We start from the raw sequence: 25,050 nt of genomic DNA on the forward strand, positions 1-25,050 counted from the left end.
GGCGCCTCAGTGGTCCTGCACCATGCGGTGGTTCTCGGACTGCAGGAAGTTGCGGTACGGGTAAATGGGCTGGGGCAATTCGGTCCCTTCGAGCTGGAAGGGCGCGGCCATGAGCAGGCCGTCCTCGCCGATGGCGATGGCCGGCGCTGTGCGCACCCGCCCGGGCAGGGCGAGCTGCTGGTGCAGTTCCACCGCCGCCAGCCGCTGGCCGGCGCGGATGGCCTGCACCACCTCCATACCCAAGGCGGCCGAGGCGGCGAGATCGGCCAGGTCGGGCAGGCTGGAGGTGGGTTCGAGCTGCAGCCAGTGCACCTGGCCGGCCATGTCCAGGCCGATCAGGCCGAAGGGCTCGCCGATCACCACGTACTCCACCCAGTGGTGGTGGGTGTAGTCGCGTAGCCACTGCGCCACCGAAGGGATTTGCAGCAGCGACAGCTGATTGGGCCGCAGCACGCCGCGCCACAGGGTGTTCAGCCGCGGGTGGGGCGCTTGGGCCAGGCGGCGCAGCACGCCCAGCAGGTGGCGGGTGATGTCGGTGGCCTGTTTCGGCACGAACTGGTCGATCAGGCCATTGTTGAAGGCCTGGATGGCGATCTGCTCGTCGGCCTGGCCGGTCAGCAGCACGCGCGCGCCCGGCCAGTCGAGCAGGGTGTTGAGCACCGTCAGGCCGTCGGTGCCGGGCATGGCGTAGTCGACCACACAGACCTGGGCCAGGTGGTAGCGCTCGGGGCGGCTGGCCCAATAGCGCAGGACCTGGGGAATGAGGGGCTGTCCCTGGCGCCAGCGGTCGATCATCTGCAATTGCAGGGCGGCGTCGGCCTCCCAGTGCGCGGGCTCGGCCTGCATGCGGGCCAGGAACCCGGACGGCCGGGAGTAGAGCTCCACCTGGGTCTGGGCGGGCACCACCATGCCGAGCATTTCGAGGTAGTCCGGGTCGTCGTCCAGGAAGAGGACGCCGCCTGGGCGCTGGAAGAGGGAGAGGGTCAGAGCCATTGGGATTGGGCGGTGGCGGCGGGCCGAACGGGCGCCGTGGCGGTCAGGGGCAGGTCGATCATGAAGACGGCGCCCAGTCCGGGTTCGGAGTGCACGCTGAGGCGGCCGCGCGCGGCCTCGACCACGTTCTTGCAGAAGGTGAGGCCCAGTCCGTTGCCTGCGCCGGCCTGCGAGGAATAAAAAGGTTCGAAGATGCGATTCTGCAACTCGTGCGAGATGCCGACGCCGTCGTCCGAGACGGCGATGCGGCCCTTGCCGTGATGGATGCCCACGTCGACCCGCAAATCGCCCGGTTGCGGCGCGTGGCTGGCGGCCGCCAAGGCGTGCAGGGCGTTCTTCAGCAGGTTGATCACCACCTGGGCGAACAGCGAGCGCGAACCGAGGAAGCAGAAGTCCTGCTGCACCTGCACGCGCACGCAGTCGCGCTCGCGCGAGCTGCGGTAGGGGTAGTTGGCCACCACCTCCTGCACCAGCTCGGCCGCCTGGATGGTGCTTTGTTCGCGGGGCAGGCGCAGCAGCTGGGCGTTGGAGATCTGGGTGTCGATCTGGCGGTTCATGCTGCGCACCAGGTTTTGCAGCCGCGTGGCCAGTTCCTCGAACTTCTTGCGCTTGGCGTCGCTCACGTCGTGCTGCGAGAGGTTGCGCAGCACGTCGCCCATCAGGTTCACGGTGGCCAGGGGGGTGCGCAGTTCATGCGCCATCACGCCCATGGTGGAGAGGGTATTGAGCAGCCGGGCGCGGCGCAGGTTGGCGCTGGAGATGCCCAGCATCAGGCCCATGGTCCAGGCGAAGGCGATCACGACCACGTTGGCCAGGGGCTGCTCCGGACCCACGGGGCTGGCGCCCATGAGGTGCGCCGAGTACAGCCCCGCCGCACCGCCGGTGAGCAGGCCCAGCGTGGCCAGGCGCCAGTCGGTGGCGTGGTAATAGATGAGGACCATGGCCGCAACGCTGCCCAGCCAGGCGGGGTTGCCGCCGTTCATGGCGTACATCCAGGTGAAGAACCACGGCAGCTGGATCCAGGTGGCCAGGCTGAACAGGCGCCCGCTGGCGGCCGAGGTCGGGTCGCGGCGCAGGCTGGGCATGAGGTAGATGAGCGCCGTGAACGCCATCAGGAGCCGGGCCAGCGGGTTCTCGTAGGGCTGGGGCACGGCGTGCGCCCAGATCCAGTAGATCAGCAGGTGCCCGCTGAACGTGAAGAAGCCGATCCACACCAGCCGGCGCGGCGATGGGTGCAAAATGGGCTCCAGCGGCGTGTGCACGACTTCGTCGAGCAACCACTGCCGCCACCTTGCCCACCCGCTTTTCCACTGCAACCGGTTCAGCCGCAATATGGTCTCCTGTCCTGACTGGCCTCTCGCGGGCGTCGCCTCCGACGCCCGGGTTGCGCGCATTCTGCAACCTCGCGAGGCCTCGCGCCCATGACACTCCCTGTCAACTTTGACAGTGTCGGCGTCGACAGCATCCTGGCCGACTGGCTGATGGCGCTGCGCGAACAGGGGGTGGAGGTGGTGCTGGTGCTGGGCCCGGACCCCCTGGGCCCACGCGAGCGCCGCGAGTTGCTGGCCGTGCATCCCCCCCGCATGCTCGCACCCGCCGAGGCCTTGGCGGCCAGCGTGGATTTTGGCGCGAGCTGGCGTGAAAGCGACGCACCCCTGGTGGCGTGGCAGGATATTTCCAAGTCGGCCGCCGAGCATTCCAGCCGCTGGCGGCGCCTGTTTCTGGCCCACGGCCAGCAGAGCCTGGTGCGGGTGGCCTTCCCCTTGCCGGCCGGCCGAGCCTTCGAGTGTTTCATGTTCAGCCCGCGCGCCTACGACAGCCGCCTGGAGGCCGCCACGCTGGCCTGGTCGGTCTTCAATGTCTGGCCCATGCTCAAGCGCGCCCTGGCCGAGCAGCGCGTGAGCCTGAGCCCGCGCGAGCTGGAAAGCCTCAACCTGGCCTTCGAGGGCCTGACCGCGCGCGAAACCGCGTTGCGCATGGACTGCTCGGAGCGCACCGTGAACTACCACCTGGCCAACGCCATGGCCAAGCTGCAGACCGACAACAAGCTCGGCGCCGTGCAGCGGGCCTGCTGGCTCGGCCTGATTTGACCCCCACCACCCTATCCAGGGGGAGCCCGGTCGGACCGGTTCCCGCGCGCCACAGGCCCATCCCCGCCGGGTTCAGGCCCTTGTCATAATCGCGCCCCATGGCTTTTCTCGCCCTGGATGTCGGCAACACGCGCCTGAAATGGGCGCTGTACGACGAGCCGCGTGTCGGTGCCCGGCTGATCACGCACGGGGCGCAATTCCTCGAGAACATCGAAACCCTGGAAGAGGGCGATTGGAGCCGCCTGCCCACGCCGCGCTGGGTGCTGGGCTGCGTCGTGGCGGGCGACGCGGTCAAGCGCCGCGTCGAGGAGCAGCTGGAGATGTGGGACGTGACCCCCCAGTGGGTGGTGTCGGGCAATGCCGAGGCCGGCGTGGTCAACGGCTACGACCACCCCGCGCGGCTCGGCTCCGACCGCTGGGTGGCCATGATCGGGGCGCGCCAGCGCCTGCTCGCCCAGGGCCGCCAGCGGCCGTGCGTGGTGGTGATGGTGGGCACGGCGGTCACGGTCGAGGCCATCGACGCCGGGGGCAAGTTCCTGGGCGGCCTCATCCTGCCGGGGCACGGCATCATGCTGCGCGCCCTCGAATCGGGCACCGCCGGCCTGCACGTGCCCACGGGCGACGTGCGCGACTTTCCCACCAACACCAGCGACGCGCTCACCAGCGGTGGCACCTTCGCCATTGCCGGCGCGGTGCAGCGCATGGTGGAGAACCTGAGCCGCCACTGCGGCGAGGCGCCCGTGGTCTACATGACGGGTGGTGCGGGCTGGAAGATGGCGCCGTCCATGTCCACCGAGGTCGAGCTGGTGGAGAGCCTGATCTTCGACGGGCTGCTGCACATCGCCAGCCAGCGGCTGGCGGTGGCCTGAGCGGCCCCGGCGGTCATTCAGGGCCCCAGGGCAGCATCAGCGTCAGGGCCAGCAACTGCTGGAAGGCCGGTTCGAAGCCGTCGATGATGGCCTGCGGGTCGGGGCAGAGCCCGGCGTCGGCGATCACGCCGAACTGCACCCCGCCGCCGTAGCTCAGCACCGACACGCCCAGGCCCACGGTGCCGGACTGCGGCACCCAGAACATGGTCTGCTCCAGGGTGCTGCCGCAGAACTGAAGCTTGTTGCCCGGTCCGGGCACATTGGTCATGACGGCGGTGGTCTTGCGCCCGAAGAGATTGAGCAGCGCGTCCTGCGCCGGTTTGATGAGCAGGCCCGCCACCGACAGCAGGGCAAAAGTGAGCAGCGGTTGCAGGCTTCCTTTGAGCTGGCGCATGCCTTCGCGCACGGCGTAGAGCCGCTCCACCGGGTTGGTCATGCCGATGGGCAGCAGCAGCGGCACGAGGCCGAAGCGGTTGCCCAGCTTCCAGGCGTCTTCCAGCGGCCGCAGGTTGATGGGCACCATGGCGCGGATCTCCTGGCCCGCGGTGTCGTCGCCGTGGCCGCGCAGGTACTGGCCGATGGCACCGGCCACGCAGGACAGCAGCACATCGTTGACCGAGGCGTCGAAGGCGCGCCCGATGGCCTTGACCGCGTCCAGCGGGATCGGCTCGCACCAGGCCACGCGCTTGACGGCGCCGGGCGTTCCCTTGAGCCGGGTGGCCGAGTCGTCGGGCATGAGGGCGAGCGCGGCCACGTCGCTGGCGAGCTGGGCGCCGATGTGCGCCGCGCCCACGGCCTGGTCCACGGCGCCGGCCAGGGTCTGCTGCGGCGCGGCCATGAGCGAGAGCGATTTCGCCGCGCCGCCGCCCGCCACCTGCAGGGCGCGCGCGGTGAGGTCGCCCAGCGGGCGGATCAGGGTGTCGGCCAGCCAGTCCTCGGCGCCCTCGTTGGCGCGCCTGGCCCGCCGCGCGCGCGGCGCCGGCGCCTGACCGCCGTCCACCAGGCTCATCATCACGCCGATGAGCGCGATGCCGTCGGCGATGCAGTGGTGGATGCGCGCGATCAGCGCCGAGCCGCCGGCGCAGTGCTCGATCAGCTCGAAGTGCCAGAGCGGGTGGAGGGGATCGAGCCGCTGCACGGCGAGTTGGCCCACCCGGTCCTGCAAGGCCTCCCGCTCGCCCCGGCCGCGGCGGCGGCGCAGGCGGTGCGTGGTGACGTGGCGGGCGAGATCGAAGTCGGGGTCGTCGATCCAAGCGGCGCCGGCCGCGTCCTCGCGGGCGATCTGCCGGAAACGCCGGTAGGGCAGCAGCCGCTCGCGCACCCGCTGTTCCAGCGCCTCGCGCGTCACGCCGGGCCGCAGCACCCACACGCCCACGATCATCATGAGGTTGGCCGGCGAGTCCATGCGCAGCCAGGCGGTGTCGACCTTGCTCATGCGCTCGCCTTCGAGCCCCAGCGTGCTGCTCAGCGCCTGCGTGACGGCCGCGACGCGGTGGTCCATGGTGTCTCCTCGGGTGGGTTCTCTATTGTGGGCAGGCCGGGCTCCGTAAGATACCGGGACAAACCGCCATCCCTTTGGCGCCCCCCTTCAGGAGACCCCATGTCCGACCTCAAAGCCCGTTTCGAGACCGCCGTCGCCAATTCCAAGAAGCTCGCCGAGCGCCCCGACAACGCCACGCTGCTCAAGATCTACGGCCTCTACAAGCAGGCCACCGCGGGCGACAACACCGAAAAGAAGCCGGGTTTCAGCGACATGGTGGGCCGCGCCAAATGGGACGCCTGGAACGGCTTCAAGGGCGCCTCGTCCGACGACGCGATGCAGCAGTACATCGATCTCATCGAGAGCCTCAGCTGACACCCCCGCCGCGCTGCGCGCGACCCCCGCCAGGGGGCGGCACCTGAGGCCCGGCCAAGCCGGTTCCTCGGTGCCACAGGGTCAAGCCACCTGGGCGTCTAGGTGGTTTTCTTTTTGGCGGCCGCCTTCTTCGCGGCGGGCTTCTTCGCCGCCAGCAGGGTGTCCAGGTTTTTCACGATCTCGGCCTCGATGCGCTCCTTGAAGGCGCCGAGCAGGAAGCCGAGCTTGGCGTCGAGCACGAAGCGGTCGCCCTCGACCCGCAGGCAACCGCTGACGCCCGAGCGCGTGAACTGCACGGCGTCCTCGCGGGCGCCTTCTTCGTAGGTGCAGCTCATGTCGAACTCTTCCTCGGCCTGCTCGGCCCATTTCCAGGCCAGCTGCCGCGCGGCCGCCAGGCCCAGGGCGTGTTCGCGTTCGATGTGGATGTCGGCCATGGGACGGGGTCTCCTGGTGTTCAGCGGGTGATCGCCAGCGCCTGCAGGCGCTGGTGGCGCTCGGCCTGGGGCAGGGCGGCGAGCGTGCGCACCGCATCATAGAAGCGCGCGAAGTCGCGGCCCTCGCGTGCGAACAGGGCTTCGAAACCGGGCACCAGCTGGTCGTAGGCGCCTTGGGCGCCCAGCAGGGCGTTGTTGGCGCGCGCCACCCAGGGGTCGTAGGCCGCGAAGCCGCCCCAGAAGGCCTTCAGCGCCTCGTACTCGCGGCGGAAGTCGGCCATCACCCGCGCTTTGCGCTCGAGCTTGGCCGCGTCGTCGAGCGAGGCGTCGCCATACACCGCCTGCAGCCGCGCGCGCACCGAGGCGGTGAGGGCGCGGAAGGCGCGGCGGCGCTGGTCGAAGGCTTCGTACGCCACGCGCGCGCCGGGCGTGGACGCTTGCGCCAGCCAGCGCTGCACGCCCAGCCGCTCCACCGCCGTGGCGAAGGACTCGTTGAAGGTGGTGTCGTCCTTGGCATAGACCACCTGGTGCGCCAGCTCGTGGAACAGCAGGCGGGCGAGTTCGCCCTCGGGCTGGCGAATGAAGGTGTTGAGCAGCGGGTCGCCGCCGGCCCAGTTCATCCAGCCCAGGGTGGAGTAGGCGGGCACCGGGTACACGGCCACCTCCAGACCCCGGTCCAGGCCGGCGGCGAAGGCGCGCGCGTCGGCCTCGCGGTAGTAGCCTCGGTAGCCCACGCAGCCGGCCACGGGGAAGCACCAGGTCTGCAGGCTGAGCGAGAGCGCCGGTGCGGCCACCACGTTGTAGACGGCGGCGTTGCGCCCCAGGTCGGCGTAGCGGTGGTAGCTGGCGTTGTCGGGCAGGCCCAGTTCGCTCACCGCGAAGGCGCGCAGGCGCTGGGCGAGCAGCAGGCGGTCTTTCAGCGGCCCGGGCGTGCCGGCGTCGGCCAGCCAGTCGTCGATGGGGCGGGCGCGCCACATCAGGTCGACGTGGCCGCTGAGCGACTGCCAGTAGTAGCCCAGGCCCTGCGTGCGGGCGCAACCCGAGACCAGCGCCGTCGCCGCCAGCAGCAGCGCGGCCGCGCGCATCAGGCCGAGGCCTCCAGCGGCGCCACCTGCACGTGGCAGTCGTAGAAGGTGGGGCCGCGGCCCATGTCGGTGAGGCGCTGGCTGGTCACCTCGTTGACGTTGGTGCCGAAGGGGCCGAGCTTGCGCCACCAGATGCCCAGGCCGTTGACCACGCCGGGGCGCGCGCGCTCGGACACCTCGGCCACGCAGCGGTACTCCCCGCGCGGGTTGAACACGCGCACCATCTGACCGCTGGCGATGCCGCGCGGCGCGGCGTCGTCGGCGTGGATTTCCAGCCGCGGCTGGCCCTCGATGCCGCGCAGGCTGGCGACGTTGACGAAGCTGCTGTTGAGGAAGTTGCGGGCGGGCGGCGAGATCATCGCCAGCGGGTAGTCGGGGTTTGCGCCGCCGGGCTCGGCGTTGGGGATGTGGTCGGGCAGCGGGTCCAGGCCCTGGGCGGCCAGACGCTCGCTGTGGAACTCGCAGCGGCCGGACGGCGTGGGGAAGCCGCCCTCGGCGTAGGGCGCTTCGGGCTCCGGCAGCGTGGCCCAGCCGACGTCCAGCAACTGCTGGAAATCGACCCGGTCGCCGAAGGCCGTGCGGCACAGCGTGAGGTCGTCGTCGGCGAAGCAGGGGTCGTCGAAGCCCAGGCGCGCGGCCAGGGCGCGGAAGACCTCGGTGTTGGGGCGCGCCTGGCCCTGCGGGGCGATGGCCGGGCGGTTGAGCAGCACGTCGGTGTGGCCGTAGCTGGTGTGGATGTCCCAGTGCTCGTGCTGCGTGGTGGCCGGCAGGATGTAGTCGGCGAAGTCGGCGGTGTCGGTCTGGAAGTGCTCCAGCACCACGGTGAACAGGTCGTCGCGCGCGAAGCCCTTGACCACCCGGCCCGAGTCGGGCGCCACCGCCACTGGGTTGCTGTTGTAGACGATCAGCGCCTCGACCTTCGGACCGAAGGCGGGCGAGGCCTCGCGCAGCAGGTCGTCGCCGATGGTGCTCATGTTGATGGTGCGCGGCGCGCGCCCGGCCAGCAGCTCGGGCCGCTGCAGCTCGGCGCGGCGCACCGGGAACAGGCCGGAACTGGACAGCAGCAGCCCGCCCGCGCGGTGCCGCCAGGCGCCCACCAGCGCCGGCAGGCAGGCCACCGCGCGGGCGGCGTTGCCGCCGCCGCGCACGCGCTGCATGCCATAGTTCAGGCGGATCGCGGCCGGCTTCGTGGTGCCGTAGGCGCGGGCCAGCTCAGTGATCTGCCGTTCGGGAATGCCGCAGACCTCGGCCGCGCGCGCGGGCGGCCACTGCAGGGCGCGCGCGCGCAGGCCCTCCCAGCCCAGGGTGTGACGGGCGATGTAGTCGTGGTCCAGCCAGTCGTGGACGATCAGCTCGTGCATCAGCGCCAGCGCCAGGGCGGCGTCGGTGCCGGGGCGGATGGCCAGGTGCTCGTGGCACTTCTCGGCGGTTTCGCTGCGCCGGGGGTCGATGCAGACCAGGCGCGCGCCGTCGCGCTTGGCCTGCTGGGCGAGCCTCCAGAAGTGCAGGTTGCTGGCGATGCTGTTGCTGCCCCAGATCAGGATCAGCCGGGCCTCGGCGAAGTGCTCCACCCTCATGCCGACCTTGCCGCCCAGGGTCTGGGTCAGGCCCTCGCTGCCGGCCGAGGCGCAGATGGTGCGGTCCAGGAACGAGGCGCCCAGGCGGTGGAAGAAGCGCGCGGCCATGCCCTCGCCCTGCACCAGGCCCATGGTGCCGGCGTAGCTGTAGGGCAGGATGGCCTGCGGGTCGCGTGCGGCGATGGCCTTCAGGCGGGCGGCGATATCGTCCAGCGCCTCGTCCCAGCCCACCGGCTCGAAGCGCCCGCTGCCCTTGGGGCCCGTGCGGCGCAGGGGCTGCAGCAGGCGCTCGGGGTGGTGGGTGCGCTCGGCGTAGCGCGAGACCTTGGTGCAGAGCACGCCGTCGGTGTGGCGGTGCGCGGGGTTGCCCTGCACCCGCACGGCGCGGCCATTCTCCACCGTGGTCAGCAGGGCGCAGGTGTCGGGGCAGTCGTGCGGACAGGCGCCGCGGACAACAAGTGATGCTTCTGTCATGGCGGAATGGGGGTGTGGCCAAGCGATCATAGGCCGCCGCGTCCGCCCGTTCCGGGGCGCCGCCTGGCGGATGCCCCTGCAGGCATATGAACGCTTGTTTATACCCTTGCGGCTGTCCGAGCCCGTTCCGCCCCCCCAGGAGCCTGCCATGAGACGTCGCCGCCTGCTGACCGCCACCGGTTCCGCCGCCCTGCTGCCCGGCCTGGCCCTGCTGCCCGCCCGCGCCAGCGCCCAGGGGGCCTCCGCCGGCCTGAACGACACCACGCTTGTGCTGGGCCAGTCGGCCCCCTTCAGCGGTGCGGCGGAGCAGCTGGGCCTGCAGTTCCACCTGGGCGCCCAGCTCTTCTTCGAGCAGCTCAATGCCAAGGGAGGCGTGCACGGCCGGCGCATCGACCTCAAGCGCCTGGACGACGGCTACGAGCCCGACCGCTGCGTGGCCAACACCCGCCAGTTCATCGGCGAGGGCGTGTTCGCGCTGTTCGGCTACATCGGCACGCCCACCAGCGTGGTGGCGCTGCCACTGGCCACCGAGGCCAAGGTCCCGTTCTTCGCGCCCTTTTCGGGCGCCGAGGCCCTGCGCACGCCCTTCAATCGCTACGCCATCCACGTGCGGGCCTCGTACTTCGACGAGACGGCGGCCATCGTGCGCCAGCTCACGCAGGTGGGCATCAAGCGCATTTCGGTCTTCTACCAGAACGACGCCTACGGCAAGACCGGCCTGGAAGGCGTCACGCGCGCGCTCAAGGCCCTCAACATGGAGCCCGCGTCCACCGGCACGGTGGAGCGCAACACGGTGGACGTGGCCGAGTCGCTCAAGTCCATCCTGGCCGGGCGGCCCGAGGCGATCGTGCAGATCAGCGCCTACAAGTCCTGCGCCGCCTTCATCCGCGCGGCGCGCAAGGCCGGTTTCGCCGGCAACCTCTACAACGTGTCCTTCGTGGGCACCCAGGCCCTGCTCGACGAGCTCGGCAAGGACGCGCGCGGCGTGGCGGTGAGCCAGGTCATGCCGTTTCCGTACAGCCCGGCCACCCCCCTGTCGGGCGAGTACCTGGCCGCCGTGCGCGCCAAGCAGGGCCGCGCGCCCAACTACTCGGGCATCGAGGGCTACGTGGCCGCCAAGGTGTTCACCGAGGCGCTCAGCCGCGCGGGCCGTGGCCTCAGCCGCGAGGGCTTCATCAACGCCATCGAAGGCATCCGGGGCCTGGACCTGGGTGGTTTCCCGGTGGACTTCGGGCCCAACAAGCACACGGGCTCCCGGTTCGTGGAGCTCACCCTGCTGACCGAGGACGGGCGCGTGCGGCGCTGAAGCGCGGGCCCCCGAGGCCTTGCCCGACGGCCGCGCGGGGCTGTCGCCGCGGGCACGCGCGGCGGCGCCTGCTACCGCTACCATGCCCGGTTTCGGAGACCGGACATGAAGCTCATCGATTCCATCGTTACCCAGGCCGCGGGCATCGCGGCCGTGCGGCGCGACATCCACGCACACCCCGAACTCTGCTTCGAGGAGGTGCGCACCGCCGACCTCGTCGCCGCCAAGCTCACCGAATGGGGCATCCCGATCCACCGCGGCATGGGCACCACCGGCGTGGTGGGCATCGTGCACGGTCGCGACGGCGGCGCCAGTGGCCGCGCCATCGGCCTGCGCGCCGACATGGACGCCCTGCCCATGCAGGAGCACAACCGCTTCGCCCACGCCAGCCAGCACGCCGGCAAGATGCACGCCTGCGGCCACGACGGACACACCGCCATGCTGCTGGCCGCGGCCCAGCACTTCGCCAAGCACCGCCACTTCGACGGCACGGTTTACCTGATCTTCCAGCCGGCCGAAGAGGGCGGCGGCGGCGCGCGCGAAATGATCAAGGACGGCCTGTTCAGCGAGTTTCCGATGGAAGCGGTGTTCGGCATGCACAACTGGCCCGGCCTGCCCACAGGCAGCTTCGCGGCCAGCGCCGGGCCGGTCATGGCGTCCACCAGCGAATTCAAGATCACCATCCGCGGCAAGGGCGGACACGCCGCGCTGCCCCACACCGGCATCGACCCAGTGCCGGTGGCCTGCCAGATGGTCATGGGCTTGCAGACGATCATCACGCGCAACAAGAAGCCGGTGGACGCGGGCGTGATCTCGGTCACCATGATTCACACCGGCGAGGCCACCAACGTGGTGCCCGACCACGCCGAGCTGCAAGGCACTGTGCGCACCTTCACCTACGAGGTGCTCGACCTGATCGAAAAGCGCATGAAGGAAATCGCCGAGCACACCTGCGCGGCTTATGGCACCGCTTGCGAATTCGAGTTCAAGCGCAATTACCCGCCCACCGTGAACCACCCGGCCGAGACCGCCTTCGCGCGCGAGGTGCTGGCCGAGATCGTCGGTCCCGAGCGCGTGCTGGCGCAGGAGCCCACCATGGGCGCCGAGGACTTCGCCTACATGCTGCAGGCCAAGCCGGGCTGCTACGTGTTCATCGCCAACGGCGACGGCGCCCACCGCGAGGTCGGCCATGGAGAAGGGCCCTGCGTGCTGCACAACCCGAACTACGACTTCAACGACGACCTGATCCCCCTGGGCGCCACCTACTGGGTGCGCCTGGCCGAGAAATGGCTGGCCCAGCCGCGCGCGAACGGGGGTGCGGCGTGATCGAGATCCGCGACGCGTTCTCTCCGACCTACGCCAAGGCCCGGGTCAAGTTCCTCGAGGCCGCCGCCGCGGCGGGCCTGGCCATCCGCAGCCACGAGCACCCGCTCAAGGGCCGCGAGGGCGAAACCCTGGCCATGGACACCGCCCTCGATGGCTCGCCCGACGCCGAGCAGTTGCTCATCGTGAGCAGCGCCTGCCATGGCGCCGAAGGCTTCTGCGGCTCCGGCGTGCAGGTGCACGCCCTGCACGACGCCGAGTGGCGCGCCAAGGCGCGCGACGCCGGCGTGGCGGTGCTCTACATCCACGCGCTCAACCCGCACGGCTTTTCCTGGCTGCGCCGCGTGACGCACGAGAACGTGGACCTGAACCGCAACTTCCAGGACTTCTCCGGCCCCCTGCCGGTGAACGAGGACTACGCCGATCTGCACCACCTGCTGCTGCCGGACGAGTGGCCGCCCACGGCCGAGAACGAAGCGGCCGTGCGCGGCTGGATCGCCCGGCGCGGCATGACCGCCTTCCAGGCCGCCATCACCATGGGCCAGCACCGCTTCGCCGACGGCCTGTTCTTCGGCGGCACCGCGCCCACCTGGAACAACGACACGGTGCGCCGGGTGCTGCGCGAGCAGGCCGGGCGCGCGCGCCGCGTGGCCTGGATCGACCTGCACACCGGCCTGGGTCCCAGCGGCCTGGGCGAGCGCATCTTCGCCTGCCGCGACGACGCGGCCGCCTTCGCGCGCGCCAAGGCCTGGTGGGGCGGCGACGGCGCCACCCCCATCACCTCCATCTACGACGGCTCGTCCACCTCGGCCCTGCTCACCGGCCTGATGTGGGTGTCTATCTACCAGGAATGCCCGCAGGCGGAGTACACCGGCATCGCGCTGGAGTACGGCACGGTCCCCATTCCCGAGGTGATCGATGCGCTGCGCGGCGACCACTGGTTGCACCAGCACCCCGATGCGCCGGCCGAGCTGCAGGCGGCCATCAAGCAGCGCGTCAAGGACGCCTTCTACACCGACACCGACGTCTGGCGCGGCCAGATCGTGAGCCAGGCGCGCCAGGCCATGTTCCAGGCGGTCGACGGCCTGAAGGGCTGAAGGCCCTGTGATCGAGGCGTGAATTCCACCGGGCCGCCGCGCCGCGGCCCGGTTCTCCCGACGTCAAATGCCGGCCCGCGCGCCACCGGGGCGCCGCGTGCAAGGAGCACCGATGGAGATCGAATGGGGTTCGCGCTACGAGTTGCCGCCGCCGCGGCCCGAGCTGCCGGCCGCCTGGGCCCTGGAAGAGCTGGCCGACGAGTTGATGCGCCTGAGGGTGGGCGGCGTCAACCCCAGGCTGCTGGGTGTGGCCGACGCGTTCGGCGCGGGCGGCTGGTGCATCCACCCGGAGGGCCCGGTCTGGGTGGTCTACTACGCCGAAGGGGGGCGCCGCTGGCGCCCCTCGGTGTTTACCAGCCCCTTCGACGCCGCCAACTTCTACCTGTGGCTGCACCTGGCCGACATGGCGCCAGCGGCGCGCGGCGCGGCGCGCTTCCTGGGCTTTTCGCTCAGCGCTGGTACGCCGACGACAGCGCCATGAGGTGCTGGCGCTGCGCCGGCTCCAGGTAGGGGGCGAGCTGGTGCAGCACGTGCTGCGCGCCGCGCAGCAGCGCCGCCTGCGCGTGGTCGGGCTCCAGGGCGTGGCGCGGGTCGCGCACGTACTCGAAGCTCAGCCAGAACGTGAGCAGGGCCACCATGCCATCGGCCGTGGGGTCGAGTTCGCGGCTGTCGATCTGGACCGCGCCCGAGCGGCCCAGGCCGCCCAGCAGCTGGCGGATGGCGCGCGTCTTGGCCGCCAGCAGGCCCTGGAAACGCGTCTCCAGCAGGCGGTTCTTGGACAGCAGGTCGTTCAGGTCGCGGTAGAGGAAGCGGTACTCCCAGATGCGCTCGAACAGCGAGTGCAGGAAGAACCAGGCGTCTTCCACGTGGCGCACGCCCTCGGCCGCACCCAGCAACTCGTTCAGGGACCGCTCGTAGCGCTCGAACAGCGAGTTGATGAGCTCGTCCTTGGCCGGGTAGTGGTAGTACAGGTTGCCGGGGCTGATGCCCAGTTCGGCCGAGATCAGCGTGGTGGAGACGTTGGGCTCGCCGAAGCGGTTGAACAGCGCCAGCGTGGTTTCCAGGATGCGTTCGGCCGTGCGGCGCGGGGCTTTCTTGGGCATGCGCGCGGGGTTCAGTGGAATGCCCGCCGCGGGGCTGAGCGCCTTGGGAGCGGCCCGGCGGCGCTCTCTGCGGTGGCCGGCAGGCGGCGCTGCAGTTCGTCGAGCACGCGGTGCAGCCGCGTGGCCACGGCGCTGTCGGCGGGCCGGTAGCGCGTGTCGATCAGGCGGCGTTCCGGGTCGGCGAGCGCGGCGTGGTCGATGGTGATGCCGTGGCGCGCCAGCTGCGGCGCCAGGCGGCCCGCGCGCAGCCGCAGCAGCGCGCGCGTGCGCTGGAAGGCGTGTTCGGCCATTTCGCGGCGCTGGCGGTAGCTGAAGGTGTTGGCGAAGAACAGCTCGGCATCGCGCTGGTCGGGCTCGATCAGCACGATGTCGGTGTGGGGGTAGATGCGCTCGTAGCGCTCGAAGGCCAGCACCAGGCGCGAATGGATCATGGAGCGGAAGGTCTGGCTCATCACCACCGGCAGCCCACCCTCCACCAGCGCGGGAATGCGGCCGCCGTGCGTCGATTCCGGGGTGGCGTGGTAAGGCACCAGGGGATTGAGGCACAGCAGCAGGTCCACGCCGTCGTCCAGGGCGACCGAGGCGTGCATGGTCTTCTTGAGCGCGCCGTCCACGTAGTGGCGCCCGCCGATCTGCACCGGCGGGAACAGGCCAGGCAGGGCGGCGCTGGCCTGGATGGCGCGCGAGATCGGCACGTGGTCCCAACCCGGCTGGCCGAAGGGCGCCGCCTCGCCGGTGTCCAGGTCGGTGGCCACCAGGGTCAGGCGCGCGCGCAGGTCGCTGAAGCGGTTGCTGCGGCCGGGCCGGCTGAACAGCCGGGCGATCTCGCGGTGGATGGTGTCGTTGTCGAGCACGCCGGCGGGCAGCGCGGCCCCCAGTCGCTCCAGTGCCTGGCTCAAGGCCTTGCCCTGGACCAGCCAGGACCAGGCGGCCTCGCCCGCCAGGCGCGGCAGCGTGCGCAGCCGCTGGGCGAACTCGCCCCAGGCCGGCTGCATCAGCCAGGCCGGGTCAAAGCCGTCGAGCCGGGGCCGGTCCTCGATGAAGGTCTCGCACAGTTCGCGCGGCGTGATGCCATTGGCCAGCGCGGCGGCGATGAAGCCGCCCGCCGACACGCCCACGTAGTGGTCGCAGGCGTTGAGGTCCAGGCCGTCGAGCGAGTCGTCGAGCGCGCACAGGGCGCCGATCTCGTAGATGGCACCGAGCGGGCCGCCACCGGCCAGGGCCAGCCCGATGCGCGGCGGACGTGGGCCGGTACGGGTACGCGGGGGGGTACGGCTCATGCGAGCGAGTGTAGGGGGCGCCCCGGCTCAAGCGTGCTGCGCTGCAGCAGCGCGGCTCAGGTGGCGGCCTTCTTCGCCGCGGCTTTGCGGGCGGGGCTGCGCTTGGCGGGCGCCTTGCGGGGCGCGGCCTTGGCGCTGGCCGAGGCCTTGCGCGCGGGCTTGGTGGCCACGTCCACGCCGCCGAGCTTGAGCACCTGCTGGTTGAGCGCCTCGATGCGCTCCATCAGCGCCTCGACGTCGCGCGCCGAGGGCACGCCCAGCTTGCCCAGGGCCTTGGCCACGCGCTCCTCGAACAGGCTCTCCAGCTTGTCCCACTGGCCGGCGGCCTTGCTCTGGATGTCGTTGGCCATGCTGCTCACGCGGCTGGTGGCCTCGCTGATGCGCTCCTCGGCCGCGGTCTGGGTTTTGCGCTGGATGTTGATGCCTTCCTTGACCAGGGTCTCGAAGGCCTTGCCGCCTTCCGCCTGCGCCTTGGCGAAGGCGCCGAGGCCGGCCAGCCAGATCTGCTGGGCCGATTCCTTGATGGCGCCGGCCAGCGGCGAGGCGCCGCTGCCCTTCTCGTCGCCGCCATTGGTGCGGGCGCTGCCGCCCTTCTTCTGGATCTTCTTGACCATGCTTCGGGCTCCTGAATGGTGGTTGCTGCGGATGCGCTGGCGGCCTGCGGGGCGTCGCCATGCCGCGCATGGTGGCGGCCCGCGCCGGGCCTGTGTAGGGGCATGCGACTAAATCGGCCACGGGTTTCTGCGGAATGGGCCGCCCGATCGCGTGCAACAGAATCGCGAGCAATGCCCTTGGCGGCACCCCAGCAACAACACACAGGAGCCCCCCATGCAGTACTTCGTGACCGGAGCCACCGGCTTCATCGGCAAGCGCCTCGTTCGCCGGCTGCTGCAGCGAAAGGGGGCGGTGGTGCACTTCCTGATCCGGCGCGAAAGCGAAGGCAAGGTGGCGGCGCTGCGCGAGTACTGGGGCGTGGGGCCGGCGCGCGCCGTGCCGGTGTTCGGCGACCTCACCGAGAAGAAGCTCGGCGTCTCGGCCGACGACGTGAAGGCCCTCAAGGGGCAGATCGACCACTTCTTTCACCTGGCCGCGGTGTACGACCTGGGCGCCGACGAGGAGAGCCAGGTGGCCGTCAACATCGACGGCACGCGCCACACGCTGGAGCTGGCCAAGGCCATCGGTGCGGGCCACTTCCACCACGTTTCGTCCATCGCCGCGGCGGGCTTGTACGAGGGCGTGTTCCGCGAGGACATGTTCGAGGAGGCCGAGAACATCGACCACCCCTATTTCATGACCAAGCACGAGAGCGAGAAGCTGGTGCGCGCCGAGAGCAAGCTGGCCTGGACCGTGTACCGCCCGGCGATGGTGGTGGGCGACAGCCAGACCGGCGAGATGGACAAGATCGACGGCCCCTACTACTTCTTCAAGCTGATCCAGCGCATGCGCCAGATCCTGCCGCCGTGGATGCCCAGCATCGGCCTCGAGGGCGGGCGCATCAACATCGTGCCAGTGGACTTCGTGGTCAATGCGCTCGACCACATCGCCCATGGCCCGCGCCAGGGCGGCGAGTGCTTCCACCTGGTGGACCCGGTGGGCTACCGCGTGGGCGATGTGCTCGACATCTTCAGCAAGGCCGCGCACGCGCCCAAGATGAACCTGTTCGTCAACGCGGCGCTGCTGGGCTTTATCCCGAAGAGCGTCAAGAAGGGCCTGATGGCCCTGGCGCCGGTGCGCCGCGTGCGCGACGCGGTGATGAAGGACCTGGGCCTGCCCGAGGACATGCTCACCTTCGTCAACTACCCCACACGCTTCGACTGCCGCGGCACCCTGGCCGCGCTCAAGGGCAGCGGCGTGGAGTGCCCGAACCTGAAGGACTACGCCTGGCGCCTGTGGGACTACTGGGAGCGCCACCTCGACCCCGACCTGCACCGCGACCGCAGCCTCAGGGGGACCGTCGCGGGAAAGGTGGTCCTGGTCACGGGCGGTAGTTCCGGCATCGGCCTGGCGGCGGCGCACACCTTCGCCGAGGCCGGTGCCACCACCATCATTTGCGGCCGTGACCAGGACAAGCTCGACGAGGCCTGCAAGGAGGCCAAGGCCAAGGGATACCAGTTCATCGCCTACCCGGCCGACATCGCCGACATGGCCGATTGCGACCGCTTCGTGCAGCTGCTGGTGCAGCAGCACGGCGGCGTGGACTTCCTCATCAACAACGCCGGCCGCTCCATTCGCCGCGCCATCGAGGGCAGCTACGACCGCTTTCACGACTTCGAGCGCACCATGCAGCTCAACTACTTCGGCTGCCTGCGCGTGACCATGGGCCTGCTGCCGGGCATGGTGCAGCGGCGCCGGGGGCATGTGGTCAACATCAGCTCGATCGGCGTGCTCACCAACGCGCCGCGCTTCTCGGCCTACGTGGCCAGCAAGGCCGCGCTGGACGCCTGGACGCGCTGCGCCAGCAGCGAGTTCGCCGACCAGGGCATCACCTTCACCACCATCAACATGCCCCTGGTGCGCACGCCCATGATCGCGCCCACCAAGATCTACAACAACGTGCCCACGCTGAGCCCCGAGGAGGCCGCCGACATGATCGCCCAGGCCTGTATCGACAAGCCGGTGCGCATCGCCACCCGCCTGGGCGTGACCGGCCAGGTGATGCACGCGCTGGTGCCGCGCATCGCGCAGATCGTGATGAACACCAGCTTTCGCATGTTCCCGGACTCGGCGGCGGCCAAGGGCGAGAAGGGCGCGAAGGCGCAGCTGTCGCCCGAGGCGATCGCCATGCAGCAGATGATGCGGGGCATCCATTTTTGAAGTCCCCCCGCGGCGCCTTGAACCACCCGCCGAAGGGGCAACACCTGCGGCGCGGCGAAGCCGGTTCCGCGGTGTTTCGGGGTTGAGGGCCTGGCGTTCGGTGCCTCTCTAAAATCGCGGTTTTGCTCCTCTCGGAAGAACCTCGCGCATGTCCACCGCCCCCGACATCACCACCATCGCACCGCGCGACCGCGCGGAAATCCTCGCCCAGGCGCTGCCCTACATCCGGCAGTTCCACGGCAAGACCATGGTCATCAAGTACGGCGGCAACGCCATGACCGATCCGGCCCTGCAGCAGGATTTCGCCGAGGACGTGGTGCTGCTCAAGCTGGTGGGCATCAACCCGGTGGTGGTGCACGGCGGCGGCCCGCAGATCGAGACCCTGCTCAAGCGCCTGGGCAAGAAGGGCGAGTTCATCCAGGGCATGCGCGTCACCGATGCCGAGACCATGGAAGTCGTCGAGTGGGTGCTGGCCGGCGAAGTGCAGCAGGACATCGTGGGCCTGATCAACCAGGCCGGCGGCAAGGCGGTGGGCCTGACCGGCCGCGACGGCGCCATGATCCGCGCGCGCAAGCTGCGCATGGCCGACCAGGCCGACCCCTCGCGCGAGCACGACGTCGGCCAGGTCGGCGACATCGTGGGCATCGACCCGGCGGTGGTGAAGGCCCTGCAGGACGACCAGTTCATCCCGGTGGTGAGCCCGATCGGCTTCGGCGAGCACAACGAGAGCTACAACATCAACGCCGACGTGGTGGCCGCCAAGCTGGCCACCGTGCTGCAGGCCGAGAAGCTGCTCATGCTCACCAACATCCGCGGCGTGCTCGACAAGGACGGCCAGCTGCTCACCGAGCTCACGCCGCGCCGCATCGACGAGCTGGTGGCCGACGGCACCATCTCCGGCGGCATGATCCCCAAGATCGCCGGGGCGCTGGACGCCGCCAAGAGCGGCGTGAACGCGGTGCACATCATCGACGGCCGCGTGCCGCACGCGCTGCTGCTCGAGGTGCTGGGCAACGAGCCCTTCGGCACCATGATCAAAAGCCACTGATCCCATGCGCCTGCTGCTGGTCGAGGACGACGTCATGGTCGCCAGCGGCATCAAGCTGGGCCTGGCCGACGCGGGCTACACCGTCGACTGGGTGGGCAGCGCCGAGCGCGCCGAGCAGGTGCTGGCGCGCGAGGGCTTCGACGCCGCCATCCTCGACATCGGCCTGCCCGGTGGCGACGGCCTGGCGCTCACGCGCCACATCCGCGCGCAGGGCCTGGCGCTGCCCGTGCTGATCCTCACCGCGCGCGACGCGCTGCACGACCGCGTGCAGGGCCTGGACCTCGGCGCCGACGACTACATGGTCAAGCCCTTCGAGCTGCCCGAGCTGCTGGCCCGCCTGCGCGCGCTGCTGCGCCGCTCCCAGGCCGCCACCTCGGCCGTGCTGGGCTTCGGCGCGCTGGAGATGGACACCGCGCACCGGCGCGTCACGCTCGCGGGCCAGCCGCTGGAGCTGGGCCCGCGCGAATGGACCGTGCTCGAGTACATGCTGATGCAGACCCCCAAGCCCGTGGCCAAGGACAAGCTGCTGGCCGCGCTCACCGGCTGGGACAAGGAAATCACGCCCAACGCGATCGAGGTCTACGTCTCGCGGCTGCGCGCCAAGCTGGAGCCGGCGGGCATCGCGGTGCGCGCCATCCGCGGTTTCGGCTACCGCCTGGAGTGCGCCGATGCCGCGGGTCGTGCCGACGCCTGATCCCGGCGCACCGCGCGACCTGATCGGCGGCCTGCGGCGCCGCCTCATGGTCATGCTGCTGGCCACCATCGGGGCCATCGGCGCGGCCACGGTGGCCTTCCACTACCAGGGCGCGGGCACCGCCGCGCTGCAGCAGGACCAGCGCCTGCTGCGCCTGGTGCCCATGCTGGCCGATTCGGTGGTGGTGCCGCGCGGTGTTGCCCCCACCGATGGCACCGACCTCACCCTGCTGATGGCGCCCCCGATCCAGGAGTTCCTGGCCGACCGCGACGGCCACACCGCCGTGGGCGTGTTCAGCCCGCAGGGCGAGCGCCTGGTCGGCGCCGACTGGCTGCCGGTGCTGCTGCCCACCACCGAGGCCCCCGAGTTCGTGAGCGTGGTCGATGCCGGCGTCACGCACCGCGTGGTCGCCCAGCGCGCGGTCACCGAGGCGGGCGAGCTCATCCTGGTGCTGGCCGACGGCAGCGACGCGCGCCAGCACTGGCTGCGCAACGTGCTGCTGCGCGTGCTCCTGCCCAACCTGGCCCTGTTCGCTGTGGCCGCGGGCGTGCTGGGCTGGGGCGTCACGCGCGCGCTGCAGCCGCTCATGGACCTGAGGCAGGCGGTGGAGCGGCGCTCGCCGCGCGACCTGAGTCCGATCGACGAGCGCCAGACGCCGGCCGAGGTGCGCCCGCTGGTCAACGCCCTCAACCGCCTGTTCGCGCGTGTCAACGAGCAAAGCGACACCCAGCGGCGCTTCGTGGCCGACGCCGCGCACCAGCTGCGCACGCCGCTGGCCGGACTGCAGGCCCAGGTGGAGGCCTGGGCCCAGGCGGCGCGCAGCATGGGCGCGGGCGACCTGCTGAGCCTGCGCGCCGAGCAGGTGCTGCGCCTGCGCGACGCCACGCGCAACACCACCCAGCTCGCCAACCAGCTGCTGGCCTTGTCGCGGGCCGACGCGCTGCGCGACGACGATGCGGCCCGCGAGACGGTGGACCTGGCCGAGCTCTGCGAGACCGTGCTCGCGCATTTCCTGGACGCTGCCGGCGCGCGCCGCATCGACCTGGGGCTGGAGGCGGCGCCCGCGCGCGTGCAAGGCCACGCCTGGCTGCTGCGCGAACTGCTGATCAACCTGGTGGACAACGCCATCAAATACACCCCCGTGGGTGGCGCCGTCACCCTGCGCTGCGGTCAGGGCGATGGCGGGGCGGGCGCGGCTTGGATCGAGGTGGAGGACGACGGCCCCGGCATCGCGCCGGCCGAGCGTGCGCGCGTCCTGCAGCGCTTTTACCGCGTGCCCGGTACCGGCGGCAGCGGGCACGGCCTGGGCCTGGCGATTGCCGATGGCATCGCGCGCGTACACCACACGCAGCTGCGGCTGGGCAGCGGTGCCGCGGGGCATGGCCTGTGCGTGCGCGTGGTTTTCGATGCGGTTGCCCACTAGCTGCGCAGACCGCGCCGATGCTGGGTAACCAGATGTAGCCGGCTGTGCGAGAATGCCGCGCGAATACCCCCGAGCCCCCTCGGGGGCCGCGTCCACCGGACTGACAGCCACCTCACGGACCACCGACCATGACCCCTGCTGCCGCGCCCGACAGGCCCTCGCCCGACGACGACACGCTGGACGCCGCGTCCGCCACGGAAGCGGTCGAAGCCACCGGCCGCAAGCGGCCCAAGCCGGGCGAGCGCCGCGTGCAGATCCTGCAGGCCCTGGCCACCATGCTCGAGCAGCCCGGTGCCGAGCGCATCACCACCGCGGCCCTGGCGGCGCGGCTGGAGGTGAGCGAGGCGGCGCTGTACCGCCACTTCGCGAGCAAGGCCCAGATGTTCGAGGGCCTGATCGAGTTCATCGAACAAACCGTCTTCGGCCTCATCAACCAGCTCGACGAGCGCGAGCCCGATGCCCAGGCGCGCTGCCGCAAGCTCGTGGCCCTGCTGCTGCAGTTCGGCGAAAAGAATCCCGGCATGACGCGCGTGATGGTCGGCGACGCCCTGGTGTTCGAGAACGAACGCCTGCAGCAGCGCATGAACCTGTTCTTCGACAAGATCGAGGCCACGCTGCGCCAGAACCTGCGCGAGGCCGCCACGCTCGGCGGCGCCGCCACGCCCACGGTGGACGCGCAGGCCGACGCCTCGGTCATCACGGCCTTCTGCGTCGGGCGCCTGCAGCGCTTCGCGCGCAGCGGCTTCAAACGCTCGCCCAACGAAAGCCTGGAGCACAGCCTGGCGCTGCTGCTGCCCGGCGGGCGGGGCTGATCCGCCGCTTCAGGCGGCAGGCGCCTTGGGCGCCGGCATCGCGTCCCGGCCAGCCCGGGGCGGGCGACCGCGCGGCCAGTCCTTCGGTCGCAGCAACCCCGCCGCCTTAGGCAGCTGGCTCTAAATCAAACCCGCGCAAATGCCCTCGGGCTTGCCAGCTGCGCCGGAATCTGGGTAAAAATAGAACGACCGTTCGTTTCTTTCGGCCGACACCCCTCGGCCGATCCACCCAGGCCCCGCATGAGCGACACCACCGCCAGCCGTCCCCGCCGCGCCGCGCCCGCCAATGGCCGCTCGGCCAAGCCCCAAGCCAAGGGCCAGCAGACCAAGGCCGCCATCGTCGACGCCGCCTTGGGTCTGGCCACGCAGATCGGGCTCGAGGGCCTGTCCATCGGCGCGCTCGCCGAGGTCATGCAGATGAGCAAGTCCGGTGTCTTCGCGCACTTCGGCTCGCGCGAGGAGCTGCAGATCTCGGTGGTGCGCGAGTACCACACGCGCTTCGAGGACGAGGTTTTCTACCCCGCCATGAGCGCCCCGCGCGGCCTGCCGCGCCTGCGCGCGATGTTCGACAACTGGATGAAGCGCACCTCGGTCGAGATCGACTCGGGGTGCATCTACATCAGCGGCGCCGTCGAGTTCGACGACCGCCCCGGCCCCGTGCGCGACGCGCTCGCGAGCTCGGTCAGCACCTGGCAGGAGGCCCTGCGGCGCGCGATCGAGATCGCCGCAGAGGAGGGCCACCTGTCGGCCGACACCGACGCGTCACAGGTGGCCTTCGAAATCCACGGTCTGATTCTTGCCCTGCACTACGAGGCGCGCTTCCTGCGCAGCCCCGGCTGCCTCGACCGCGCCTGGCGCGGCTTCGGCGCCATCCTTGAGCGCAACGGCGCGCGCCAGTCCGCCGGCCGCAAGGCCTGAACGCCCCCTTTTCATCTCGACGAAACCACAGGAGAACCCACCCATGCCCGTCTACTCCCCCCCGCTGCGCGACATGCAGTTCGTGATGCACGAGGTCTTCAATGCCGTGGAGGAGCTCAAGGCCTGCCCGCCGCACGCCGACATCGACGCCGACACCATCAACGCGGTGCTGGAAGAGGGTGGCAAGTTCGCGGCCGAGGTGACCTTCCCGCTCAACGTCAGCGGCGACGCGGAAGGTTGCGTGCTGGACCAGTCCACGCACGAGGTGAAGGCGCCCAAGGGCTTCAAGGAGGCCTACGCGCAATACGTGCAAGGCGGCTGGCCCGCGCTCTCCTGCGACCCGGCGTTCGGCGGCCAGGGGCTGCCCCTGATCGTGAACCAGTGCTTCTACGAGATGCTCAACAGCGCCAACCAGGCCTGGACCATGTACCCCGGCCTGTCGCACGGCGCCTACGAATGCCTGCACGCCCATGGCTCGCCCGAGCAGAAGCAGCGCTACCTGCCCAAGCTCACCAGCGGCGAATGGACCGGCACCATGTGCCTGACCGAGCCGCATTGCGGCACCGACCTGGGCCTGCTGCGCACCAAGGCCGAACCCCAGGCCGACGGCACCTACAAGCTCACGGGCCAGAAGATCTTCATCAGCGCGGGCGAGCACGACCTGGCCGAGAACATCCTGCACCTGGTGCTCGCGCGGCTGCCGGACGCGCCCGCGGGCAGCAAGGGCATCAGCCTGTTCCTGGTGCCCAAACACCTGGTGAAGGCCGACGGCACCCTGGGCGAGCGCAACGCCATCCACTGCGGCGGCCTGGAGCACAAGATGGGCATCCATGGCAACGCCACCGCTCAGATGGTGCTCGACGGCGCCGTGGGCACCCTGGTGGGTGAACCCAACAAGGGCTTGCCCGCCATGTTCGTGATGATGAACGCCGCCCGCCTGGGCGTGGGCAACCAGAGCCTGGGCCTGACCGAAGTGGCCTACCAGAACGCCCTGGCCTACGCCAAGGACCGCATCCAGATGCGCAGCCTCTCGGGTGTGAAGGCCAAGGACAAGCCGGCCGACCCCATCATCGTGCACCCCGACGTGCGCAAGATGCTGCTCACGGCCAAGGCCTACGCCGAAGGCGGCCGCGCGCTGCTGATGTTCTGCACCCTGCTGCTCGACAAGGAGCTGCACCACCCCGACGAGAAGGTGCGCAAGGACAGCGCCGACCTCGCCGCGCTGCTCACGCCCATCGCCAAGGCCTTCCTCACCGACAACGGCTTCGAGGCCACCAACCACTGCATGCAGGTGTTCGGCGGGCACGGCTACATCAAGGAATGGGGCATGGAGCAGTTCGTGCGCGATGCCCGCATCAACATGATCTACGAGGGCACCAACACGGTCCAGAGCCTGGACCTGCTGGGCCGCAAGGTGCTGGGCAACAACGGGGCCACGCTCAAGAAGTTCGGCAAGCTCGTGGCCGCGCTGGTGGAAGAGGAGGGCGTGAACGAGAAGATGGCCGAGTTCATCAACCCGCTGGCCTACCTGGGCGAGCAGATGACCAAGTTCACCACCGAGATCGGCTTCAAGGGCCTGCAGAACCCCGATGAGGTGGGCGCGGCCGCCGTGCCTTACCTGCGCGTGGCCGGCCACCTGGTGTTCGCCTACTTCTTCGCGCGCATGGCCCAGGCCGCGCAACGCGCCATCGACGGCGGCAGCAGCGACCCGTTCTACGCCGCCAAGCTGCAGACCGCGCGCTTCTACTTCGCCAAGCTGTTCCCCGAGACGGCCACGCTGATGCGACTGGCGCGATCGGGCAGCCGGGTCCTGATGGACACCAACGAAGCCCTCGCCTGATCGATCGCCGTTCAA

General features: G+C 70.4%; 23 protein-coding genes. 14 read left to right on the plus strand and 9 right to left on the minus strand.

Annotated elements, in window-relative coordinates:
- Positions 1 to 6: 6 nt before the first annotated feature.
- Complete coding sequence (locus tag BHU06_RS00185; protein WP_083292756.1) at positions 7 to 993, minus strand: response regulator; 987 nt, start codon at positions 991 to 993, stop codon at positions 7 to 9.
- Positions 984 to 2,270, minus strand: a complete 1,287-nt coding sequence (locus BHU06_RS00190) for a sensor histidine kinase KdpD (protein ID WP_254668096.1) — start codon at positions 2,268 to 2,270, stop codon at positions 984 to 986. The genes BHU06_RS00185 and BHU06_RS00190 overlap by 10 nt, the downstream gene beginning before the upstream one ends.
- A 144-nt stretch (positions 2,271 to 2,414) precedes the next feature.
- Between BHU06_RS00190 and BHU06_RS00195 the strand changes: the two genes are divergently transcribed.
- The gene (locus BHU06_RS00195; protein ID WP_070397128.1) at positions 2,415 to 3,083 is read left to right on the plus strand and encodes a helix-turn-helix transcriptional regulator; all 669 of its coding nucleotides are present in this window, start codon (positions 2,415 to 2,417) and stop codon (positions 3,081 to 3,083) included.
- 98 nt (positions 3,084 to 3,181) lie between these two features.
- Positions 3,182 to 3,952, plus strand: coding sequence for a type III pantothenate kinase (locus BHU06_RS00200; RefSeq protein WP_070397129.1), 771 nt, complete (start codon positions 3,182 to 3,184; stop codon positions 3,950 to 3,952).
- A gap of 13 nt (positions 3,953 to 3,965) precedes the next feature.
- On the opposite strand, the gene BHU06_RS00205 is transcribed toward BHU06_RS00200, so the two are convergent.
- Positions 3,966 to 5,453 carry a wax ester/triacylglycerol synthase family O-acyltransferase gene (locus BHU06_RS00205; RefSeq protein WP_083292759.1) on the minus strand — a complete coding sequence of 496 codons (1,488 nt, stop codon included), beginning with the start codon at positions 5,451 to 5,453 and terminating at the stop codon, positions 3,966 to 3,968.
- A gap of 99 nt (positions 5,454 to 5,552) precedes the next feature.
- Between BHU06_RS00205 and BHU06_RS00210 the strand changes: the two genes are divergently transcribed.
- Positions 5,553 to 5,807 (plus strand): acyl-CoA-binding protein, encoded by a 255-nt coding sequence (locus BHU06_RS00210; RefSeq protein ID WP_070397130.1) that lies wholly within the window; start codon positions 5,553 to 5,555, stop codon positions 5,805 to 5,807.
- 98 nt (positions 5,808 to 5,905) lie between these two features.
- Here the strand turns inward: BHU06_RS00210 and BHU06_RS00215 are convergent, their stop codons facing one another.
- Genes BHU06_RS00215 through BHU06_RS00225 form a run of 3 tightly spaced genes read right to left on the minus strand, consistent with a single transcriptional unit; the run spans position 5,906 to position 9,377 of the window.
- Positions 5,906 to 6,241, minus strand: a complete 336-nt coding sequence (locus BHU06_RS00215; protein ID WP_070397131.1) for a polyhydroxyalkanoic acid system family protein — start codon at positions 6,239 to 6,241, stop codon at positions 5,906 to 5,908.
- 20 nt (positions 6,242 to 6,261) lie between these two features.
- A complete protein-coding gene (locus tag BHU06_RS00220; protein ID WP_070397132.1) occupies positions 6,262 to 7,326 on the minus strand; it encodes an aminopeptidase in 1,065 nt (354 codons plus the stop codon).
- On the minus strand, positions 7,326 to 9,377 hold the full coding sequence (locus tag BHU06_RS00225) for a molybdopterin-dependent oxidoreductase (protein WP_139146899.1): 2,052 nt from the start codon (positions 9,375 to 9,377) through the stop codon (positions 7,326 to 7,328). Before BHU06_RS00225 ends, BHU06_RS00220 begins: the two co-directional genes overlap by 1 nt.
- Positions 9,378 to 9,525: 148 nt before the next feature.
- Here BHU06_RS00225 and BHU06_RS00230 point away from each other — a divergent pair, with 148 nt between their 5' ends.
- The 4 genes from BHU06_RS00230 to BHU06_RS00245 all read left to right on the plus strand — a co-directional run bounded on the left by BHU06_RS00230 (position 9,526) and on the right by BHU06_RS00245 (position 13,584).
- Complete coding sequence (locus BHU06_RS00230) at positions 9,526 to 10,683, plus strand: ABC transporter substrate-binding protein (protein WP_070397134.1); 1,158 nt, start codon at positions 9,526 to 9,528, stop codon at positions 10,681 to 10,683.
- A 105-nt stretch (positions 10,684 to 10,788) separates the two neighbouring features.
- Positions 10,789 to 12,009: a M20 aminoacylase family protein gene (locus BHU06_RS00235; protein WP_070397135.1), complete on the plus strand. Its 1,221-nt coding sequence runs from the start codon at positions 10,789 to 10,791 to the stop codon at positions 12,007 to 12,009.
- Positions 12,006 to 13,103, plus strand: a complete 1,098-nt coding sequence (locus tag BHU06_RS00240) for a M14 family metallopeptidase (protein ID WP_070397741.1) — start codon at positions 12,006 to 12,008, stop codon at positions 13,101 to 13,103. Before BHU06_RS00235 ends, BHU06_RS00240 begins: the two co-directional genes overlap by 4 nt.
- A 112-nt stretch (positions 13,104 to 13,215) precedes the next feature.
- Entirely contained in the window at positions 13,216 to 13,584 is a 369-nt protein-coding gene (locus tag BHU06_RS00245) for a hypothetical protein (RefSeq protein WP_070397136.1), read from the plus strand.
- Here BHU06_RS00245 and BHU06_RS00250 read toward each other — a convergent pair.
- Genes BHU06_RS00250 through BHU06_RS00260 form a run of 3 tightly spaced genes read right to left on the minus strand, consistent with a single transcriptional unit; the run spans position 13,553 to position 16,100 of the window.
- Positions 13,553 to 14,206 (minus strand): TetR/AcrR family transcriptional regulator, encoded by a 654-nt coding sequence (locus BHU06_RS00250; RefSeq protein ID WP_070397137.1) that lies wholly within the window; start codon positions 14,204 to 14,206, stop codon positions 13,553 to 13,555. The genes BHU06_RS00245 and BHU06_RS00250 overlap by 32 nt on opposite strands.
- Before the next feature lie 11 nt (positions 14,207 to 14,217).
- The gene (locus BHU06_RS00255) at positions 14,218 to 15,486 is read right to left on the minus strand and encodes a patatin-like phospholipase family protein (RefSeq protein WP_070397138.1); all 1,269 of its coding nucleotides are present in this window, start codon (positions 15,484 to 15,486) and stop codon (positions 14,218 to 14,220) included.
- 56 nt (positions 15,487 to 15,542) lie between these two features.
- Entirely contained in the window at positions 15,543 to 16,100 is a 558-nt protein-coding gene (locus BHU06_RS00260; RefSeq protein WP_070397139.1) for a phasin family protein, read from the minus strand.
- Between the two features lie 214 nt (positions 16,101 to 16,314).
- On the opposite strand from BHU06_RS00260, the gene BHU06_RS00265 reads away from it, so the two are divergent.
- From BHU06_RS00265 to BHU06_RS00295, 7 genes are all read left to right on the plus strand, one after another.
- Positions 16,315 to 18,300: an SDR family oxidoreductase gene (locus BHU06_RS00265; protein ID WP_070397140.1), complete on the plus strand. Its 1,986-nt coding sequence runs from the start codon at positions 16,315 to 16,317 to the stop codon at positions 18,298 to 18,300.
- 148 nt (positions 18,301 to 18,448) lie between these two features.
- Positions 18,449 to 19,348 (plus strand): acetylglutamate kinase, encoded by a 900-nt coding sequence (argB, locus tag BHU06_RS00270; RefSeq protein ID WP_070397141.1) that lies wholly within the window; start codon positions 18,449 to 18,451, stop codon positions 19,346 to 19,348.
- Between the two features lie 4 nt (positions 19,349 to 19,352).
- On the plus strand, positions 19,353 to 20,042 hold the full coding sequence (locus tag BHU06_RS00275; protein ID WP_070397142.1) for a response regulator transcription factor: 690 nt from the start codon (positions 19,353 to 19,355) through the stop codon (positions 20,040 to 20,042).
- Complete coding sequence (locus BHU06_RS00280) at positions 20,017 to 21,465, plus strand: ATP-binding protein (RefSeq protein WP_070397143.1); 1,449 nt, start codon at positions 20,017 to 20,019, stop codon at positions 21,463 to 21,465. Before BHU06_RS00275 ends, BHU06_RS00280 begins: the two co-directional genes overlap by 26 nt.
- Positions 21,466 to 21,593: 128 nt before the next feature.
- Positions 21,594 to 22,277: a nucleoid occlusion factor SlmA gene (gene slmA / locus BHU06_RS00285; protein ID WP_070397144.1), complete on the plus strand. Its 684-nt coding sequence runs from the start codon at positions 21,594 to 21,596 to the stop codon at positions 22,275 to 22,277.
- A 240-nt stretch (positions 22,278 to 22,517) separates the two neighbouring features.
- Complete coding sequence (locus tag BHU06_RS00290; RefSeq protein WP_070397145.1) at positions 22,518 to 23,195, plus strand: TetR/AcrR family transcriptional regulator; 678 nt, start codon at positions 22,518 to 22,520, stop codon at positions 23,193 to 23,195.
- A 43-nt stretch (positions 23,196 to 23,238) separates the two neighbouring features.
- Positions 23,239 to 25,035: an acyl-CoA dehydrogenase C-terminal domain-containing protein gene (locus BHU06_RS00295; RefSeq protein ID WP_070397146.1), complete on the plus strand. Its 1,797-nt coding sequence runs from the start codon at positions 23,239 to 23,241 to the stop codon at positions 25,033 to 25,035.
- Positions 25,036 to 25,050: the final 15 nt, after the last annotated feature.

The sequence above is a fragment of the Hydrogenophaga sp. PML113 genome, assembly GCF_001777155.1.
Classification (GTDB): Bacteria; Pseudomonadota; Gammaproteobacteria; order Burkholderiales; family Burkholderiaceae_C; genus Hydrogenophaga; species Hydrogenophaga borbori.

Coding starts and splice junctions, on each gene's coding strand:
- BHU06_RS00185 (WP_083292756.1), bottom strand. CDS start 993: ATGGCTCTGACCCTCTCCCTCTTCCAGCGCCCAGGCGGCGTCCTCTTC.
- BHU06_RS00195 (WP_070397128.1), top strand. CDS start 2,415: ATGACACTCCCTGTCAACTTTGACAGTGTCGGCGTCGACAGCATCCTG.
- BHU06_RS00200 (WP_070397129.1), top strand. CDS start 3,182: ATGGCTTTTCTCGCCCTGGATGTCGGCAACACGCGCCTGAAATGGGCG.
- BHU06_RS00205 (WP_083292759.1), bottom strand. CDS start 5,453: ATGGACCACCGCGTCGCGGCCGTCACGCAGGCGCTGAGCAGCACGCTG.
- BHU06_RS00210 (WP_070397130.1), top strand. CDS start 5,553: ATGTCCGACCTCAAAGCCCGTTTCGAGACCGCCGTCGCCAATTCCAAG.
- BHU06_RS00215 (WP_070397131.1), bottom strand. CDS start 6,241: ATGGCCGACATCCACATCGAACGCGAACACGCCCTGGGCCTGGCGGCC.
- BHU06_RS00220 (WP_070397132.1), bottom strand. CDS start 7,326: ATGCGCGCGGCCGCGCTGCTGCTGGCGGCGACGGCGCTGGTCTCGGGT.
- BHU06_RS00225 (WP_139146899.1), bottom strand. CDS start 9,377: ATGACAGAAGCATCACTTGTTGTCCGCGGCGCCTGTCCGCACGACTGC.
- BHU06_RS00230 (WP_070397134.1), top strand. CDS start 9,526: ATGAGACGTCGCCGCCTGCTGACCGCCACCGGTTCCGCCGCCCTGCTG.
- BHU06_RS00235 (WP_070397135.1), top strand. CDS start 10,789: ATGAAGCTCATCGATTCCATCGTTACCCAGGCCGCGGGCATCGCGGCC.
- BHU06_RS00245 (WP_070397136.1), top strand. CDS start 13,216: ATGGAGATCGAATGGGGTTCGCGCTACGAGTTGCCGCCGCCGCGGCCC.
- BHU06_RS00250 (WP_070397137.1), bottom strand. CDS start 14,206: ATGCCCAAGAAAGCCCCGCGCCGCACGGCCGAACGCATCCTGGAAACC.
- BHU06_RS00255 (WP_070397138.1), bottom strand. CDS start 15,486: ATGAGCCGTACCCCCCCGCGTACCCGTACCGGCCCACGTCCGCCGCGC.
- BHU06_RS00260 (WP_070397139.1), bottom strand. CDS start 16,100: ATGGTCAAGAAGATCCAGAAGAAGGGCGGCAGCGCCCGCACCAATGGC.
- BHU06_RS00265 (WP_070397140.1), top strand. CDS start 16,315: ATGCAGTACTTCGTGACCGGAGCCACCGGCTTCATCGGCAAGCGCCTC.
- argB (WP_070397141.1), top strand. CDS start 18,449: ATGTCCACCGCCCCCGACATCACCACCATCGCACCGCGCGACCGCGCG.
- BHU06_RS00275 (WP_070397142.1), top strand. CDS start 19,353: ATGCGCCTGCTGCTGGTCGAGGACGACGTCATGGTCGCCAGCGGCATC.
- BHU06_RS00280 (WP_070397143.1), top strand. CDS start 20,017: ATGCCGCGGGTCGTGCCGACGCCTGATCCCGGCGCACCGCGCGACCTG.
- slmA (WP_070397144.1), top strand. CDS start 21,594: ATGACCCCTGCTGCCGCGCCCGACAGGCCCTCGCCCGACGACGACACG.
- BHU06_RS00290 (WP_070397145.1), top strand. CDS start 22,518: ATGAGCGACACCACCGCCAGCCGTCCCCGCCGCGCCGCGCCCGCCAAT.
- BHU06_RS00295 (WP_070397146.1), top strand. CDS start 23,239: ATGCCCGTCTACTCCCCCCCGCTGCGCGACATGCAGTTCGTGATGCAC.